General features: G+C 39.3%; 11 protein-coding genes and 8 tRNA genes. 5 read left to right on the top strand and 14 right to left on the bottom strand.

Annotation, left to right across the window (positions count from 1 at the left end):
- The first annotated feature begins 420 nt into the window (after positions 1 to 420).
- Entirely contained in the window at positions 421 to 1,836 is a 1,416-nt protein-coding gene (locus tag H5159_RS12495; RefSeq protein ID WP_039488519.1) for a sodium:alanine symporter family protein, read from the top strand.
- 163 nt (positions 1,837 to 1,999) lie between these two features.
- Positions 2,000 to 3,598 carry a BCCT family transporter gene (locus H5159_RS12490; protein ID WP_182696262.1) on the top strand — a complete coding sequence of 533 codons (1,599 nt, stop codon included), beginning with the start codon at positions 2,000 to 2,002 and terminating at the stop codon, positions 3,596 to 3,598.
- Positions 3,599 to 4,025: 427 nt separating this feature from the next.
- On the opposite strand, the gene H5159_RS12485 is transcribed toward H5159_RS12490, so the two are convergent.
- The 12 genes from H5159_RS12485 to H5159_RS12430 form a co-directional block, all read right to left on the bottom strand.
- Positions 4,026 to 4,112: transfer RNA gene (locus H5159_RS12485), tRNA-Leu, on the bottom strand.
- Between the two features lie 38 nt (positions 4,113 to 4,150).
- A tRNA-Cys gene (locus H5159_RS12480) sits at positions 4,151 to 4,224 on the bottom strand.
- Between the two features lie 19 nt (positions 4,225 to 4,243).
- Positions 4,244 to 4,319, bottom strand: a tRNA-Gly gene (locus H5159_RS12475).
- 49 nt (positions 4,320 to 4,368) lie between these two features.
- Positions 4,369 to 4,455 (bottom strand) — tRNA-Leu (locus H5159_RS12470).
- A gap of 39 nt (positions 4,456 to 4,494) precedes the next feature.
- Positions 4,495 to 4,570 (bottom strand) — tRNA-Gly (locus H5159_RS12465).
- Between the two features lie 64 nt (positions 4,571 to 4,634).
- Positions 4,635 to 4,721: transfer RNA gene (locus H5159_RS12460), tRNA-Leu, on the bottom strand.
- Positions 4,722 to 4,758: 37 nt separating this feature from the next.
- Positions 4,759 to 4,832: transfer RNA gene (locus H5159_RS12455), tRNA-Cys, on the bottom strand.
- 31 nt (positions 4,833 to 4,863) lie between these two features.
- Positions 4,864 to 4,939: transfer RNA gene (locus H5159_RS12450), tRNA-Gly, on the bottom strand.
- Positions 4,940 to 5,151: 212 nt separating this feature from the next.
- Positions 5,152 to 5,697, bottom strand: a complete 546-nt coding sequence (gene pgsA / locus H5159_RS12445; protein WP_032827134.1) for a CDP-diacylglycerol--glycerol-3-phosphate 3-phosphatidyltransferase — start codon at positions 5,695 to 5,697, stop codon at positions 5,152 to 5,154.
- Positions 5,698 to 5,739: 42 nt separating this feature from the next.
- Positions 5,740 to 7,563, bottom strand: a complete 1,824-nt coding sequence (gene uvrC / locus H5159_RS12440) for an excinuclease ABC subunit UvrC (protein WP_182724910.1) — start codon at positions 7,561 to 7,563, stop codon at positions 5,740 to 5,742.
- A gap of 9 nt (positions 7,564 to 7,572) precedes the next feature.
- Positions 7,573 to 8,223: a UvrY/SirA/GacA family response regulator transcription factor gene (gene uvrY, locus H5159_RS12435; RefSeq protein ID WP_002963136.1), complete on the bottom strand. Its 651-nt coding sequence runs from the start codon at positions 8,221 to 8,223 to the stop codon at positions 7,573 to 7,575.
- Positions 8,224 to 8,331: 108 nt separating this feature from the next.
- Positions 8,332 to 9,483: a dicarboxylate/amino acid:cation symporter gene (locus tag H5159_RS12430; RefSeq protein ID WP_182724911.1), complete on the bottom strand. Its 1,152-nt coding sequence runs from the start codon at positions 9,481 to 9,483 to the stop codon at positions 8,332 to 8,334.
- Positions 9,484 to 9,845: 362 nt separating this feature from the next.
- On the opposite strand from H5159_RS12430, the gene cysK reads away from it, so the two are divergent.
- The gene (gene cysK, locus H5159_RS12425) at positions 9,846 to 10,814 is read left to right on the top strand and encodes a cysteine synthase A (RefSeq protein ID WP_002963138.1); all 969 of its coding nucleotides are present in this window, start codon (positions 9,846 to 9,848) and stop codon (positions 10,812 to 10,814) included.
- A 142-nt stretch (positions 10,815 to 10,956) separates the two neighbouring features.
- Positions 10,957 to 11,391 carry a hypothetical protein gene (locus H5159_RS12420; protein ID WP_002963139.1) on the top strand — a complete coding sequence of 145 codons (435 nt, stop codon included), beginning with the start codon at positions 10,957 to 10,959 and terminating at the stop codon, positions 11,389 to 11,391.
- 342 nt (positions 11,392 to 11,733) lie between these two features.
- On the opposite strand, the gene H5159_RS12415 is transcribed toward H5159_RS12420, so the two are convergent.
- On the bottom strand, positions 11,734 to 14,010 hold the full coding sequence (locus tag H5159_RS12415) for an acyl-CoA dehydrogenase (RefSeq protein ID WP_182780376.1): 2,277 nt from the start codon (positions 14,008 to 14,010) through the stop codon (positions 11,734 to 11,736).
- Between the two features lie 167 nt (positions 14,011 to 14,177).
- On the opposite strand from H5159_RS12415, the gene H5159_RS12410 reads away from it, so the two are divergent.
- Entirely contained in the window at positions 14,178 to 16,025 is a 1,848-nt protein-coding gene (locus tag H5159_RS12410; RefSeq protein ID WP_182738800.1) for a M2 family metallopeptidase, read from the top strand.
- A gap of 66 nt (positions 16,026 to 16,091) precedes the next feature.
- On the opposite strand, the gene H5159_RS12405 is transcribed toward H5159_RS12410, so the two are convergent.
- Positions 16,092 to 16,895 carry a putative porin gene (locus H5159_RS12405; RefSeq protein ID WP_182780375.1) on the bottom strand — a complete coding sequence of 268 codons (804 nt, stop codon included), beginning with the start codon at positions 16,893 to 16,895 and terminating at the stop codon, positions 16,092 to 16,094.
- Between the last annotated feature and the right edge of the window lie 440 nt (positions 16,896 to 17,335).

Genomic DNA, 17,335 nt, shown 5'->3' with positions numbered 1-17,335 from the left:
CGAGTGCCCACACAGATGATTGCTTTATATTGTTAAAGAACGTTTTGAGTCGCTTTAGCGTCTCAAGGGATGCGAATAATACACCCTTTATTTTTCGAGTCAACACTTTGTTTTAAACTTTCTTTTTAGAAGATTTAAAACCGAAGTTTTATTTAACTCTCTGAGTAGTTCGTGCCTCGCTATGCTTCGGCGTTTCCCGTTTCAGTGGGGTCGCATTATAGGGAGCGGCGGATTTTACGCAAGCGTTATTTGCATAAAATAGTAATTAAAATTAAGCCCCAAGCAAGTGCACACGATAGACACAAGTTACCCACAAAACCCTGTTGATAACTCTGTTTTTGAACTTTAAAACTAAACACTTTTATCCTGATGTGATAAGTTGCGGTCACTTTTTTTAACTCATGTATTTAGGCAGTATCCATGACAGACATAATAAATAGTATAAGTGCCCTTCTATGGGGGCAAGTTCTCGTCTACTTATTAATAGCAGCGGGCCTCTTCTTTACTTTTCGACTAGGCTTTATTCAATTTGTGCAATTCCCACATATGTTCAAAGTTATGTTTGGTTCTCGTAAATGTGCCGATAACGAAATTTCATCCTTTCAGGCTTTTTGTACTTCATTAGCAGCTCGTGTCGGTACTGGTAATATGGCAGGTGTTGCTGTTGCCTTATACCTAGGTGGCCCAGGTGCTATTTTCTGGATGTGGCTTATTGCATTAATAGGTATGGCTACAAGTTTTGCCGAGAGTACTCTAGCTCAGGCTTATAAAACAAAAGATGCAGATGGTAATTTTAGAGGTGGCCCTGCTTATTACATGCAAAACGGTCTAGGCAAACGTTGGATGGGAACTTTATTCTCGTTATGTTTAATTTTAGCCTTTGGTTTAGTATTTAACGCAGTACAGTCAAACTCTATTGCTGCAGCATTTGAAGTAGCGTTTGATGTACCTAAGTATATAGTAGGCATTTGCTTGGTTATTGGTTCTGGCATCATTATTTTTGGTGGCCTAAAAACAATTTCTCGCTTTGCTGAAATGGTTGTGCCATTTATGGCATTAGCTTACCTGCTGGTTGCACTTTATGTATGCGCCATTAACTTTACTGCACTACCAGATGTGCTAGTGCTTATTATAAAAAGTGCTTTTGGTATTGAACAAGCTGGTGCTGGTGCTATTGGTTATGGTGTTACACAAGCGATGATCCAAGGTATAAAGCGTGGTTTATTCTCAAACGAAGCTGGTATGGGTAGTGCAGCTAATGCCGCGGCTACTGCGACACCTTACCCCCCTCACCCAGCATCACAAGGTTATGTGCAAATGTTAGGCGTATTTATTGATACTATTGTTATTTGTACAGCGACTGCTTCTCTTATTTTACTATCGCAGCAATTAGTACCTGAATCTGGTGTTATGGGGATTGAACTTACACAAGCAGCATTACAAGAACATGTCGGCGACTGGGGTACTTACTTTATTGCTATTGCTATATTGTTTTTTGCTTTTACTTCTATTGTGGCTAATTACTCTTACGCTGAAACAAATTTAATGTTTTTAGAGCACAACTCTAATAAAGGTATGTTTATCTTTAGACTTGTTGTTTTAGGTATGGTGATGTTTGGTGCTGTTGGTGAGCTTGGTTTAATTTGGACGCTGGCAGATATATCAATGGGTTTAATGGCCATTGTAAACGTTATAGCGCTATTTATGCTTTCAGGTGTTGTTGTATGGCTTTCAAAAGACTATAACGAACAACGCAAAAAGGGCTTAATACCCACCTTTGACAAAAGTAAGCATCCTAAACTTGCTAAAGAGGTTGACCCAGCGGCCTGGGAATAGAAAATAATCAGCGAGCTACGGCTCGCTTTTTTAGTTCTAAAATAACAAATACTACGCTTAATCATCTCATTGCTTATAAATAAAAGTTATATTAATTTTAAAACTATTTTATATTTAATTATGTAGGATATATGAATTAAGTTATCTATAAAAAGGAGATCCGATGGATGACATGACAAAAAAATACAGTATAGACACTACTGATTACCAAGTTGGGCAAGATAATGTACAAAAGTGGGGATTTGATATCCATAACCCAGTATTTGGTATAAGCGCCTTCTTAGTTGTTTTATTTGTAATACTTACCCTAGTTTTTGACCCTACCGTTACCCGTGATGCACTAACCTCGACTAAAGACGCAATAATTAATCAATTTGATAGTTACTTTATGTTACTAGCCAATGCCTTTGTGATCTTTTGCGTTATTTTAGCATTTTCTCCTTTAGGTAAAATTCGGTTGGGTGGCGTAAAAGCTCGTCCAGAACATGGTTACATGTCATGGCTTTCAATGCTCTTTGCAGCAGGCATGGGGATTGGCTTACTGTTTTGGGGAGTTGCTGAGCCAACTGCATATTATACTGGTTGGTATCATATGCCTATGGGCGTTGAGCCAAATTCACCGCAAGCACACTCATTAGCTTTGGGTGCAACCATGTACCACTGGGGTTTACATGGATGGGCGATTTACGCAGTTGTTGGATTAAGCTTGGCTTTTTTTGCATTTAATAAAGGCCTTCCTTTATCTATACGTTCGGTTTTTTATCCATTATTTGGTGATCGCGCCTGGGGGTGGCTTGGTCATATCATAGATATACTCGCTGTACTGTCTACTTTATTTGGTTTAGCTACATCGCTAGGCCTTGGCGCTCAACAAGCTACCAGCGGGATAAATTACCTGCTAGGCACTGATTACGGGACCGCTTTTCAAATATCTGTTATTGGTTTAGTAACGTGCATTGCAATTTTCTCAGTTATTAGAGGTATTGAGGGGGGTGTTAAAGTACTGAGCAATGTTAATTTAATTTGTGCATTTATTTTATTATTAGCTGTTATTGCCCTTACTTTCTCTGATGCAATTACTGCTATTTGGTTTACCCTTGGGGCGTACGTAGAGCACTTTGTACCTTTGAGTAATCCATTCAATAGACCCGATGAAGATTGGATGCACTCTTGGACTGTGTTTTATTGGGCATGGTGGATATCATGGTCGCCGTTTGTTGGGATGTTTATTGCTCGAGTTTCAAAGGGACGCACTGTACGCGAGTTTTTACTCGTCGTCATTGGCCTACCAACGCTTCTTAGTTTGGTTTGGATGGGCGTGTTCGGAAATATGGCAATTACACAAGTTATAGATAAAGTTGGCCCACTTGGACAAAATGGTTTAACTGATATCTCAGTGACTTTATTTCAAGTATACGAGCAGTTACCTCTTTCTAGTTTTATTTCTATTATTTCTATAGCACTCGTTTTGGTGTTTTTTATAACGTCGTCTGATTCAGGATCGCTTGTAATAGATGGTATAACTGCGGGCGGTAAAATAGATGCACCAGTGCCACAACGTATATTTTGGGCTACAGTCGAAGGCGTGATTGCAGCAGTATTGCTCTGGGTTGGTGGCTCGCAAGCATTGCAAGCGCTTCAGTCGGGCGTAGTTACTACAGCTTTGCCGTTTTCAATAGTACTTATTTTAATGTGTGTTGCGCTTATTCAAGGCTTGTTGAGCGAGTATCCAATTTACAAAGCTCAGAGTAAACTGCAATAACAATTTATCCTTTATAAGCGATCCTCAAGGGTCGCTTATAAAATCTTCGCAATTGGTATAACTAAGTGCTTAACGCATTCCTTATAATCCTACCTTAAATTTATTTTAGACACCGCACTTCTATTACATTCATTAATGCCACCCCTCGTTAAAACTTAGGTGCAGGAGTAATTGCCAAGAAAATTAAATAACCAGCGTTCTGATTTTTTGCTCTGTTATAAACAGGTGCTCTTATACCAATTCGCTTAATTAAGTGATCTATTTTGAGGATGGTGAAACTCTAAGATATTAAAAGGAAATAGATTTTAAAGGTAAGTAGGTATTAAAAATAAGATTAGAGAATTTAAGTAAGAATAATTTTTGAATTTTTTAAAATTAGAAGCAATTTAGAATTTAAGTGAATTTTATCTGAGGATTTTAGTAAAGATGGTGCCCGAGGCCGGACTTGAACCGGCACGACTTGTTAGTCGAGGGATTTTAAATCCCTTGTGTCTACCAATTCCACCACTCGGGCATCGAGTTTGCTAATTAAAGCGTGTGGAGTAAATTATATGGAGGCGGAACCCGGAGTCGAACCGGGGTAAACGGATTTGCAATCCGGTGCATGGCCACTCTGCCATTCCGCCTAAATGTTTCCAAATAATTTGGAGCGGTACACGAGGCTCGAACTCGTGACCTCGACCTTGGCAAGGTCGCGCTCTACCAACTGAGCTAGTACCGCAAAATACTATTTTATCAACTTCAAATTATCTTGGTTAAACAATTTAAAGTGGTGCCCGAGGCCGGACTTGAACCGGCACGACTTGTTAGTCGAGGGATTTTAAATCCCTTGTGTCTACCAATTCCACCACTCGGGCATCGAGTTTGCTATTTAAAGCAAGTGGATAAAACTAATATGGAGCGGTACACGAGGCTCGAACTCGTGACCTCGACCTTGGCAAGGTCGCGCTCTACCAACTGAGCTAGTACCGCATCATATTAATTCTAAATTAACCATTTTATAAATTACACTTGGTAATGCAATTAAACCACAAAGTGGTGCCCGAGGCCGGACTTGAACCGGCACGACTTGTTAGTCGAGGGATTTTAAATCCCTTGTGTCTACCAATTCCACCACTCGGGCATCGAGTTTGCTAATTAAAGCGTGTGGAGTGTTGAAATGGAGGCGGAACCCGGAGTCGAACCGAGGTAGACGGATTTGCAATCCGGTGCATGGCCACTCTGCCATTCCGCCCCAGTACGGGGTATTAACCTTAAGATAAACTTGGAGCGGTACACGAGGCTCGAACTCGTGACCTCGACCTTGGCAAGGTCGCGCTCTACCAACTGAGCTAGTACCGCATTTTATTTATCAGTTATTTGAATTAGCACATGATGATTTATGTGAACATTCAGGTAACTGATTAATTACCGTTTCGTTTATCTCGGGGGCTATGCCCTCTCAACACGGACGCATTCTACAGAGATTATTAAACGCGTCAATACAAAAAATGCTAGTTTTGAACTGTTTGCTTGTTTTTTATCTAAAACGGTGCGTTATTATACATTTAGAGTTAATTTTTAGTCAATTCACCCCATGCTGCACGTAAATATTGCATCATAGAACTCAAGGTTAAAAAGGTCGCAATGTACAGTAGTCCAAAACTTAAATAGTTCATCCATGTATCATATTGCCAAATCAAACCGATAATGGCTAACATTTGTGCAGCCGTCTTAATTTTACCCATGTTTGATACAGCGACATTACCACGCTTACCCTGCTCTGCCATCCATTCACGAAGTGCAGATATGATAATTTCACGGCTTATTATAATAAGAGCAGGTATTGTCATGTACATTGACTGGTACTGATCAGATAACGCTACAAGTGCGGCACATACCATTACTTTATCAGCAACAGGATCTAAAAAAGCACCAAAAGGGGTTGATTGCTCAAGCTTTCTTGCTAAATAACCGTCTAGTATATCGGTGATTGATGCAAGCCAAAAAATAAAGGCGGCAGCAAAAAAAGCCCAGCTATAAGGCAAATAAAATATCACCAAAAAAACGGGGATAAGAAAAAGTCTAAATGTTGTGAGTGTGTTTGGAATATTCCACATAACTACTTGGATATGTCTTTTTTGCTATATTCGCATGTAGGGCTAGCCCTTGTCATGCAAATGGTTAAATATCTTCTCAGCCATGTCAGGGCTGATCCCAGGAACTTTCTTTAACTGTTCTATATTAGCAGCTTTTACTCCCTGCATGCCCCCTAAATATTTTAATAATGTTTGGCGACGTTTAGAACCTACTCCATTTATTTCTTCTAATAGTGATTGTGTTCGTTGTTTTTGACGTTTATTACGATGCCCTGCAATAGCAAAGCGATGAGATTCGTCGCGTATATGCTGAATCAAATGCAGTGCAGGTGCATCAGAATCCATTGGGATAGTTTTTCGACCACCGTCAATCAATAGTGTTTCAAGGCCTGGTTTACGGCTAGTACCTTTAGCAACACCGACCAATAATGGCATTTTTGTATGCGGCCAGTTAGAAAAGTACTGCTCCGCGCGCCCCAGTTGCCCCTTACCACCATCAATAAAGATAACGTCTGGAATTTTGTCTTCATCTACTAATTTGTTGTAACGCTTATTAAGTGCAAACTCCATTGCAGCATAATCATCACCACCGGTTATACCCGTTACATTATAGCGCCTATACTCTCTCGTATTTGGGCCTTGTGAGTCAAATACAACACAACTTGCAACAGTGTTCTCACCCATGGTGTGGCTTATATCAAAACACTCCATTCGGGTAATATCATCAAGTCGCAGTGTTGCTTTTAATTGTGCATAACGTTTATTAATAGAGTCTTGGGTACTTTGCTTAACTGCAATACTGTTTAATGCATTTTTATTGGCCAGTTGTAAGTATTGAGCACGCTCACCACGGGTAACTACTTTAAGTGTTACTTTGCGCTCACTTATTTGTGTGAGTGCTTCACCGAGTGCCCCGCTCTCTTCTATTTCAAAAGGTAATATGATTTCTTTTGCAATACGCCCTGTTGCTCCTGGCGCTAAATAGTACTGTCCTAAAAATGAAGTCAATATTTCTTGCTCACTTGAATCTTTAGGTACTTTTGGAAAATACGTTTTACTACCCAATACTTTGTGATCGCGGATCATTAATAAATGAATACCATTTAAACCATTTAAATGAGCAAAACCAACTACGTCCATTTCAGCAAAATTACCTGATATAGACTGTTGCTCCTGCATTTTACGAAGTAGCATTATTTGGTCGCGAACTTTTGCCGCCAGTTCAAAGTTTAATTGTAGGCTGGCTGCTTCCATTTTTTTTATTAAATCAGCAATAACTTCGTGAGATTTACCCGTTAAAAACTTACGGACATAGTCAACTTGCTCGCTGTAATCATCATCCGTGACTTTATTCACACACGGAGCTGAGCAACGCTTAAGCTGATATTGCAGACACGGGCGACTTCTTGCGCGGTAATAGGCATCTTCACATTGACGAACAGGAAATATTTTTTGCATTAACCGCAAGCTTTCAGATACCGCTCCCGCGCTCGGGAAAGGCCCAAAGTACTCACCTTTAATTTTACGACTGCCACGATGAAACGCTAAACGAGGGTGTTTATGGCTAGTTAATAAAATATAGGGATACGACTTATCGTCGCGTAATAATATGTTGTAGCGAGGCTGGTATTTTTTTATTAGATTATTTTCAAGCAGCAGCGCTTCTGTTTCAGTATTAGTGAGTGTGACTTCGATGTCACAAATATTACTCACTAAAACGCGTGTTTTGCTATCGGTAATGTTACTTCTAAAGTAACTGCTCACACGCTTTTTTAAATGCTTAGCTTTACCAACATAAATAACTTGGTTGTCACTATCAAGCATGCGGTATACACCCGGCTCACTTGATAGCGTTTTGAGAAAATGTACGTGATCAAATTCAGACATAAATTATAGTTAGTACGAAACGTCTATATCAATCATTTTATGACGGATTGCTAAATGGGTAAGCTCAACATCACCACCTACATTTAGCTTTTCAAACATACGGTAGCGATAGCTATTTACTGTTTTTGAACTTAGGTTTAAACGCTCAGCTATATTTTGTGCTTTTTCACCTTTAGTGATCATAAGCATAATTTGCAGTTCGCGTTCAGATAAGCTCTGAAAAGGATTTTCGTCTGTGCGACCTGTCACTTGCGCAAGTGCTATTTGCTGTGCAATTTCAGGGGCAATATAACGCTGACCGGCATGAACACAACGAATGGCACGCACCATTTCGTCAGAGCCAGCACCTTTAGTTAAAAAGCCATGTGCACCAATTTGCATTACTTTACTCGGAAACGGGTCTTCACAGTTAACGGTAAGCACAATAATTTTTACATCAGGGCAGTAACGACAAATCTTTTTAGTCGCTTCTAATCCGCCCATGCCTGGCATATTCATATCCATTAATACTATGTTTGGCGCATGCTGACGACAAAACTGTACAGCCTCTTCGCCAGTTTTAGCTTCACCAATTACTTTAAACCCTCGTACATCATCAAGAATACGCTTTATTCCTGTTCGTACAAGTTCATGGTCATCAACTAAAAGTACATTAATCAATGGAACATCCTCACTTACCTAACAACATGCAATTTAATTAAATTAATTTGCCACAGTAACATACATAAAGCGAAACAATAACTAATATTATTGCCTCGCCCTAATAGTTTAAGATGACGATTTTTCGCTAAATCTGTCAACCCATAACGCAATGATACCATCACCCGTTACATTACACGCAGTACCAAAGCTATCTTGTGCCAAATAAAGTGCAATCATTAATGCAACTGCTCCTTCATTAAACCCAAGCATGCTTGTTAATAGACCAAGCGCCGACATAACTGCGCCACCTGGAGCACCTGGTGCTGCAATCATTACTACACCTAACATCATAATAAACGGTAGCATACCCATTAATGAAGGGACTTCCATGCTTGGCGATAAAAACATAACAGCCATTGCACAGGTTACTATAGTGATAGTTGAGCCAGATAAGTGAATAGTCGCGCAAAGTGGTACGGTAAAGTTTGCTACATCTTCTTTAACGTTATTTGCTTTACTTGATTGAAGCGATACTGGAATCGTTGCTGCACTTGACATAGTACCTAACGCTGTAAAGTAAGCTGGTAGCATATTTTTAACTAATTCGATTGGATTACGTTTCAATAGTACACCTGTCGCTATATATAAAACGCTTAACCATAACCAGTGCATAACAAGCGCTGCAATTAGTACTACGCCAAATGTTCGCAGTGTATCTACCACAGTACCCGCTACCGTCATTTCGGCAAATACACCTGCAATGTAAAATGGTAAAGCAGGGATAATTACTTTTGATAATAATCCGTCAATCACATCACGGCCCTGATCAGACAACTTTTTAAGCGTATCAAGCTCTAATTGGCTCATGCCTATACCAAATACAAAAGCAGTTACTAATGCGGTCATTACACCCATCAGAGGTGGAATTTCTAAATCAATAAAGCTGCCAATTTCTGTAGCAACTTCTGCCTCGAATGTAATACCACCGCTTAAAAAAGGGATAACAGCACTTACTAATAAAAATGCAAGCGTACCTGCAATAATTGTAGAGCTATAAGCAAACCCGACTGTTTTACCAAGTAAGTGACCAGAACCTTTTGGTAGGCCTGCAATACCTGATGCAATAAAAAATAATATAATAAGTGGAATGGTAAAGGAGATAATTTGACCAATCAGCTCTTTTACTGTGAATAAAAGTTCAACACCAGTTATAGGTACATATAGTCCAACTAGGATACCGGCCACAATACCGGCAATTAATTTTAAGATTAATTTCATTGTGATTGCTTAATTGAATTTAGATACGTGTTTTTATCATGTTTTAGACGCATTGTGTGATAAAACTATTCAAGTTACATTCATATGCACAAATATTGAACAAACACAGCTTAATTCAATACTCTTTTGAACATTTTTTGACTAAACGAAGTTTTACTCTTTAAATTTTAAATTAAGCCCGCACCTATAATAACTAAAGCACCGCTAATAATTGATTTTTATTTCGACTGGTTATAAGCCCAATAGATATATGTTATAGCCAAACTTTACTTTAGTTTTTTTAAACTCACAGTAAAGTGTGTTTATATAGTTAGTAGCAAAGGCTATTAACACGTTGATCAGATTGCATCCAAAGGAACATTATGTCTACTATTTTTGAAGATAACTCACTAAGCATCGGTAATACACCGCTGGTAAAACTTAACCGTGTTACAGGTGGGAATGTATACGCTAAAGTTGAATCTCGTAATCCAAGCTTTAGTATCAAATGCCGCATTGGTGCATCGATGATTTGGGAAGCTGAAAAGTCAGGTCAGCTTGTTGAAGGTAAAGAACTTATTGAGCCAACATCTGGGAACACCGGTATTGCACTTGCATTTGTTGCAGCAGCACGTGGTTACAAGTTAACGCTTACTATGCCAAACACCATGAGCCTAGAACGTCGCAAGCTATTAAAAGCATTAGGTGCAAATCTAGTACTTACCGACGGTGCAAAAGGTATGAATGGCGCAATTGAAAAAGCAAAAGAAATTCAAGCAACAGCACCTGATAAGTATATTTTATTACAACAATTCGAAAACCCTGCAAACCCAAAAATTCACTTTGAAACAACAGGCCCTGAAATTTATGATGCGCTTGATGGCAAAGTAGACTTTTTTGTAGCCGGTGTAGGTACTGGTGGTACTATTACAGGTGTTAGCCGTTACCTTAAAACAGAAAAAGGTCTAAACGTTAAGTCTATTGCTGTTGAGCCAACTAACTCTCCAGTTATTAGCCAAACGCTTGCCGGTGAAGAAATTAAACCAGGTCCTCATAAAATCCAAGGTATTGGTGCTGGCTTCATTCCTGGCAACTTAGATATGGACTTAATTGATGGCGCAGAGCTTGTATCTAACGAAGACGCAATTGCAATGGCGCATCAGTTAATGAAAAAAGAAGGTATTTTAGTAGGTATTTCGTCAGGTGCAGCGGTTGTTGCAGCTAAGCGAATTGCTGAAAAGCCTGAAAACGCAGATAAAAATATTGTTGTTATCCTACCTAGTGCAACTGAGCGCTACTTATCAAGCCCAATGTTTGATGAAGAGTTTAGTGAACAAGAACTAGTACAATAAGTAATTTTAAGATTTTTAGAAGGATGCTTTAGGCATCCTTTTTTATTATTTATTATCCAATTTTCTATTTATTGCCTGCCATACCTTTACATCTGCATAGATAAACCACACACTTTAAAAAAACTAATTAATAATAATTAATATGAAAAAAATCACGAGTTTATTAAGTTTGGTCATCTGTTTATTTTTATCAGCCTGTGGTGACGATACCAAAACACTTGGCGACACTCCTGGCGATACAGCAACCGCTTATTTTGATGCGCTTTATAACCAGCAAGACCTTCAAAAAGCCAGCACCATGGCAACCCCCAACCTTACACGTATAATGAAATCCTACGGCACCGCTAAACAGTTTTCCCGTAACTTAGTAAATATGCAATACGATGAAGTCACCATTGAAGTTGATATGACCAATATGAGCGTCCGTGAACAATACGGCGATAACGCTAAAATAAACCTTATTTTTACCGGCTATTTAAATGGTGATAAAATTGACGAAATGCGCAGTGTAAAAATGCTTCGTAAAAAGGGAAAATGGTACATAGATAAAATTGTTGCCGACCCTTACGCTCGTTAAAAATAAATGAATTAAACATAAAAAGGCCTTACATTCGTAAGGCCTTTTTCGCTTTAGCAGGGCGTGTTGATCTTTGTGGATTGGAATTTGTTCAATCTAGGGGCGATTTAATCGCGGCGCGAGGTTTGTAACCTAGTGGGCTAAGTAAAAACCGAGCAACAAAGAGTTAATCGTCCCTAGAAAGAACCCAAAGGGCAGCGCATGTTTGGCATTTATGCTGCGTTATCGCCTATTTATGGGGAATAACCACACTACATAGGCTCTGCCTTGCCTAAAAACCAAACAGCCTGCTGCAAATTCAACCACGAAAGGTCAACACGCCCTAGTATTTAAAGTAGTGCGCTACAGCTCACCTGGTTGAAAATTATCAACTGCAATGGCTTTCTTTCGTAACTTATTAGCGTGATGCATTGCATCAGCATCCGTTTGCTCTAACAACTTATTTTCAAGTGCATAGTTAATAGCGCCTTCAATATCAAGCGTTGTTGGCACACTGCCCTTGCGCTGCCATTGTTTTAAGTCTTTAAACTGCGCTTGCATATCATGCATAGCTAAAAATGCGCTTTCCATGACCCCTGTACCTGCATTTTCATCTACATAACATAAATGCGTTAAGCGGTTTCTAAATACACCAGGTTGAGTCATACGCTCGCAAATACTTTGTGCTATTTCATCACTTGGTCTGTGGTAATGGTTTCCAAGCGGGAACACTATACGTTTAAGGATAAAATTCACAACCGGATTTGAAAAGTTTTTAAAGAAGCCATTAAACGCTTGGCCAATTTCAAATAATGAGTTCTCAATTGCATATTTTACAAATGGTAAATCAGCTTGTTGGCGCCCTTCATCTTCATAACGTTTTAAAACAGTTGATGCTAAGTACAAATGACTTAATACATCACCCAAACGCGCTGATATCATTTCTTTACGTTTAAGTTCACCGCCAAGCATTAACATTGCAACGTCTGTACAAATAGCTAAGCCTCGGCTCATTCTACTCAGTTGTTTATAATAAATAGCCGTTTCACCACCTACAGGCGCTTTAGCAAAATAACTACGTGTTAAGCCATGCACAAATGCCATACCTGCATTACTTGCTGCAAATATTATATGGTTCATTAATAAACCATCAAATTGTTCAAGTGCTGCGTCGTCATCTTCCATTGCAGCGGCTTCCATTTCTTTTAAAACAAATGGATGACAGCGTGTTGCACCTTGGCCAAATATCATTAAGTTACGCGTTAAAATATTCGCGCCTTCAACCGTAATTGATACTGGAATCCCCATATAGCCATGCGCCAAATAGTTATTAGGCCCTACTTGAATTCCTTTACCTGAATGAATATCCATTGCATCATTCATTACCGTACGACCCATTTCAGTCATATGGTATTTAGCAATCGCTGTTACAACCGACGGGCTTAATTTTAAATCAATCGCACCTGCGGTCATTAATCTGCACGACTCAAGTGTGTAAGTTAAACCACCAATACGTGCAAGTGCCTCTTGGACACCTTCAAACTGCCCTATAGATACACCAAACTGCTGGCGTACCATGGCGTATGCCGATGTCATTTTTGAAGCTAAATGTCCAGTTGCTGCACTTAATGCCGGTAGTGATATACCACGCCCTGCACTTAAACACTCAACAAGCATTCTCCAGCCACGCCCTGCACACTCTTGACCGCCAATGATCCAGTCCAGTGGTATAAATACATCTTTACCGTAAGTGGTACCATTCATAAAGGCCATATTAAGCGGATAATGACGCTCACCCGTTTCAACACCCGGATGATCGGTTGGTATTAGAGCACATGTAATGCCTAGCTCTTTCTTATCACCTAATAAAGTATCAGGGTCATACATTTTAAATGCTAAGCCGAGTACAGTAGCCACTGGTGCAAGTGTAATGTAACGCTTTGACCAATTTAAACGCAGGCCCATTACTTGCTCGCCATTGTGCTCACCCATACACACCACGCCCGAATCAGGAATGCTGCCAGCATCAGAGCCCGCCTCTGGTCCCGTTAATGCAAAACAAGGAACATCTGTACCATTAGCTAAACTTGGCAGCCAACGATCTTGCTGCTCTTTAGTGCCATAGTGAAGAAGTAACTCGCCCGGACCTAAGCTATTAGGCACCATAACAGTGACTGCGGCTGTTAAGCTTTTAGTCGAAATTTTTGACACTATCGTCGAATTAGCAATTGCTGAGAACTCACGACCGCCAAATTTTTCAGGAATGATCAGTGCAAAAAAACCTTCTGTTTTTAGGTAATCCCACACTTCTTTTGGTAAGTCTTTGTCTTTTTGTACAATTTGATAATCATCAAGCATCGCCAATAAGGTTTCTACTTGGTTAGCCATAAATGCGTTTTCTTTATCGCTAAGCTCTGGTTTTGGAAAGTGGTGCAGTTTTTGCCAGTCTGGGTTACCACTAAATAACTCACCATCCCACCAAACATCACCTGCTTCCATTGCCTCTCGCTCTGTTTGCGATAATGGCGGAAGCACCTTTTTGAACATTTTAAACGTAGGACGACTAATCAAGTTTAGGCGAATATCTTTAACCGCAAAAATAACCACCACCACGACCAGCAATATTATAAATATTAACATGCGCACATTCCTTACACATTGAATGAAAATAGTAACTTAATTATGACCCATCTTAATTTAAATACAATCATTGCACGACGAGTCGTGAGCCTTAACGCATTCATTTTATTGTTTTAAACATCACTGCTATTATCAACGTTTTAATAACAATAAATTAAAGGAATAGCATGACCCCTTTTCGATTTAAACTAAGTATGAGCGCCTTAATGGTAGCAAGTACTCTTGCTTTAACGGCCTGCGATGCGCAAGTATCTATCGACACTACCGATTCACCACACACTAAAAAAGCTGTAACAGCTAAAGATGCAAATACATTTATAACAAACACAGAAAAAGAACTAAGTGCACTTTATTTAGAATCGAGCCGTGCAGAGTGGATTTACGCAAACTTTATTACTCACGATACATCTGCTCTATCGGCTGAAGTTAACCGTAAAATGACCGAAACAGTCGTGCGTTTAGCAAATGAAGCTGCAAAATACGACGAACTAGAGCTTGATTACGATGCTCGCCGTAAGCTTGATAAACTAAAACTAGCACTTACACTTCCAGCCCCACAAGACGCTGATAAAACAGCGAAGCTTTCACAAATTGTTGCAGAGCTTGGCGGGCTATATGGTAAAGGTAAATACTGTAAAGAAGATGGCAGCTGTTTGAGCCTTGGCGACATGACCTCAAAAATGGCCACCAGCCGAGATTACAACGAACTACTTGATTTATGGCAAGGCTGGCGTGAAATATCAAAACCCATGCGCCCACTTTACGAGCAACAAGTGGCACTTACCAACGAAGGTGCAAAGGAGCTTGGTTATGCCGATACGGGCGCTATGTGGCGCAGTAAATACGATATGCCTGCTGATGACTTTACCACTGAGCTTGACCGTATTTGGGGCCAAGTTAAACCACTTTATAACTCGCTACATTGCCATGTTCGCGCAAAGTTAGGTGAAAAGTACGGCACCGACAAAGTACCTCAAGATCAGCCAATACCAGCGCACTTACTTGGTAATATGTGGGCGCAAGCATGGGGTAATATTTACGATGTAGTTGCACCAGAAAACGCCGATCCGGGTTACGACGTAACCGAGTTATTAGCTCAAAATAATTACGACGAACTTAAAATGGTCAAAGGGGCTGAAAACTTTTTTACCTCAATGGGTTTTGATGCACTACCAGAGACATTTTACGAGCGTTCACTGTTTGTAAAACCAAAAGACAGAGATGTGCAGTGTCATGCATCAGCATGGAATATCGATAGCAAAGACGATTTACGCATTAAAATGTGTATTCAGCGCACAGGCGAAGAGTTTTCAGTTATTCATCATGAATTAGGTCATAACTTTTATCAACGCGCTTATAATAAACAGCCTTTATTTTATCAAGAAAGTGCAAACGATGGTTTTCATGAAGCCATTGGAGACACCATTGCCTTATCGGTTACACCAGGTTACTTAAAAGAAATCGGCTTACTTGAACAAGTACCTGATGAATCTAAAGATATCGGTTTGTTGATGAAAATGGCACTTGATAAAGTAGCCTTTGTACCGTTTAGCTTAATGGTTGATCAGTGGCGTTGGCAGGTATTTTCAGGTGAAGTAACCCCAGAGAACTACAATAAAGCTTGGTGGGAATTACGTGAAAAATACCAAGGAGTGCAAGCTCCTATCGCACGTAGCGAAAACGACTTTGATCCGGGTGCTAAGTACCACGTTCCGGGTAACACGCCTTATACACGTTACTTTTTAGCGCATATTTTACAATTTGAGTTTCATCGCAGCTTATGTGAAATTGCCGGTAACGATAAAGCCATTCATCGCTGCTCTATTTATAATTCAAAAGAAGCAGGGGATAGGCTAAACGCTATGCTTGAAATGGGTTCATCTCGCCCTTGGCAAGAAGCGCTTGAAACTGTAACAGGTAAACCGCAAATGGATGCAACAGCAATGCTCGATTACTTTGCACCATTACAAACATATTTAGATAAACAAAACGAAGGCCGCAACTGCGGCTGGTAAATAGCGCTGAATAAAAAGCCCGCTCAAATGAGCGGGCTTTTTATTCATATTCTAATTTTAGTTAAATTAGAACTGTAAGCTTACATTTGCAAAGTAAGCATCATAATCAGAATCATCCCAGTTATTGCCGTAACCTGCTTCTAAACCAACATTGTTGTTGAAAAAGTGTTGAGCACCAAGAGTGTAATCATCATTTTTATTAACTGTAACAAAAACCGATGTTGCTTTGCTGAAATAGTAGTTAGATGCTAATTCCCAGTTACTTGAACCGCCATCAACATCTTCAAATTTACCTTCAACAGTCAAGTAGTTACCTTGCTGTAAATCAACAAAGTACTTAGCTGCTACTGCACGGTAATCAAACTCATCATCTGCTGTTACTGTAAAGCCAATATAATCAGTGCTGTTTAACTGGTGGTTATATGCCAAATCAAACACAAACTGATTGTCAGCATCTTCTACATCAACAAACGTAGCTTTTAATACAAGGTTTGGGTTAAAGAAGTAACCAGCTGAAAGTTCAATTACATCCGTGCTTGAGCCAAAATCACTATCGAAATTATTGTACTGTGCACCTAATACAAAATCTTCTACAAAATACTCACCGCCAATGCTAGTAACATCTGCAAAATCATTATCACTGTATGCACCATAAACATTTGTTTGCTTATTGATGTACTCAAATTGATCGTAAGGACCTAACGTCGCTTTTGGAGAAAAATAATAAGTTGAGTCAACACTTAGTGTGTCATCACCATCTACATCCACGTATCCTACATGGCTGATTGATTGGTAAGTATCTGCGGCTATTGCAGTGGTTGCAGCGCTTGATAATAAAATGCTCGAAATGATAACGGCTAATTTTTTCATTTTAAATTCCCTATAAATATTACTTTTATGCCTCAGCTGTCTAGCCAAAGTCGGGGCGCATCCTAACGCCAAAAAAATGAACAAAAACTGAATAAGAGGTTAGATTAAAACCACTTAAAATGTAAGTAATTACGAGCGAATGTAAATAATAAGTATCAACAAAATCTGCGTAACAATAGTCTGTCATCATTTAAACTTTAAAAGTAACAAATAAGGTACAAGTTGCCGCCAAATTGAGCACAACTTAATTATTCGATAAACCTCATTAATATAACCTCCCCTCACTAAATTTTTCTAATTTCTCAAAATAATGACTATATTTAATTCACTATTTCTGTATTTATAATGAAAAATAGGTTTGTATCAGTGCATATTTTTATCTGTTTTTTCCCAATAACCATTGTTTACTAGCAAAAACAACTCCAATACTTACTATTTTA

Origin of the sequence: Pseudoalteromonas sp. SG43-1 (assembly GCF_014164415.1) — a bacterium.
GTDB lineage: Bacteria > Pseudomonadota > Gammaproteobacteria > Enterobacterales > Alteromonadaceae > Pseudoalteromonas > Pseudoalteromonas distincta.
This window is presented reverse-complemented; position numbering and strand designations above follow the sequence as displayed.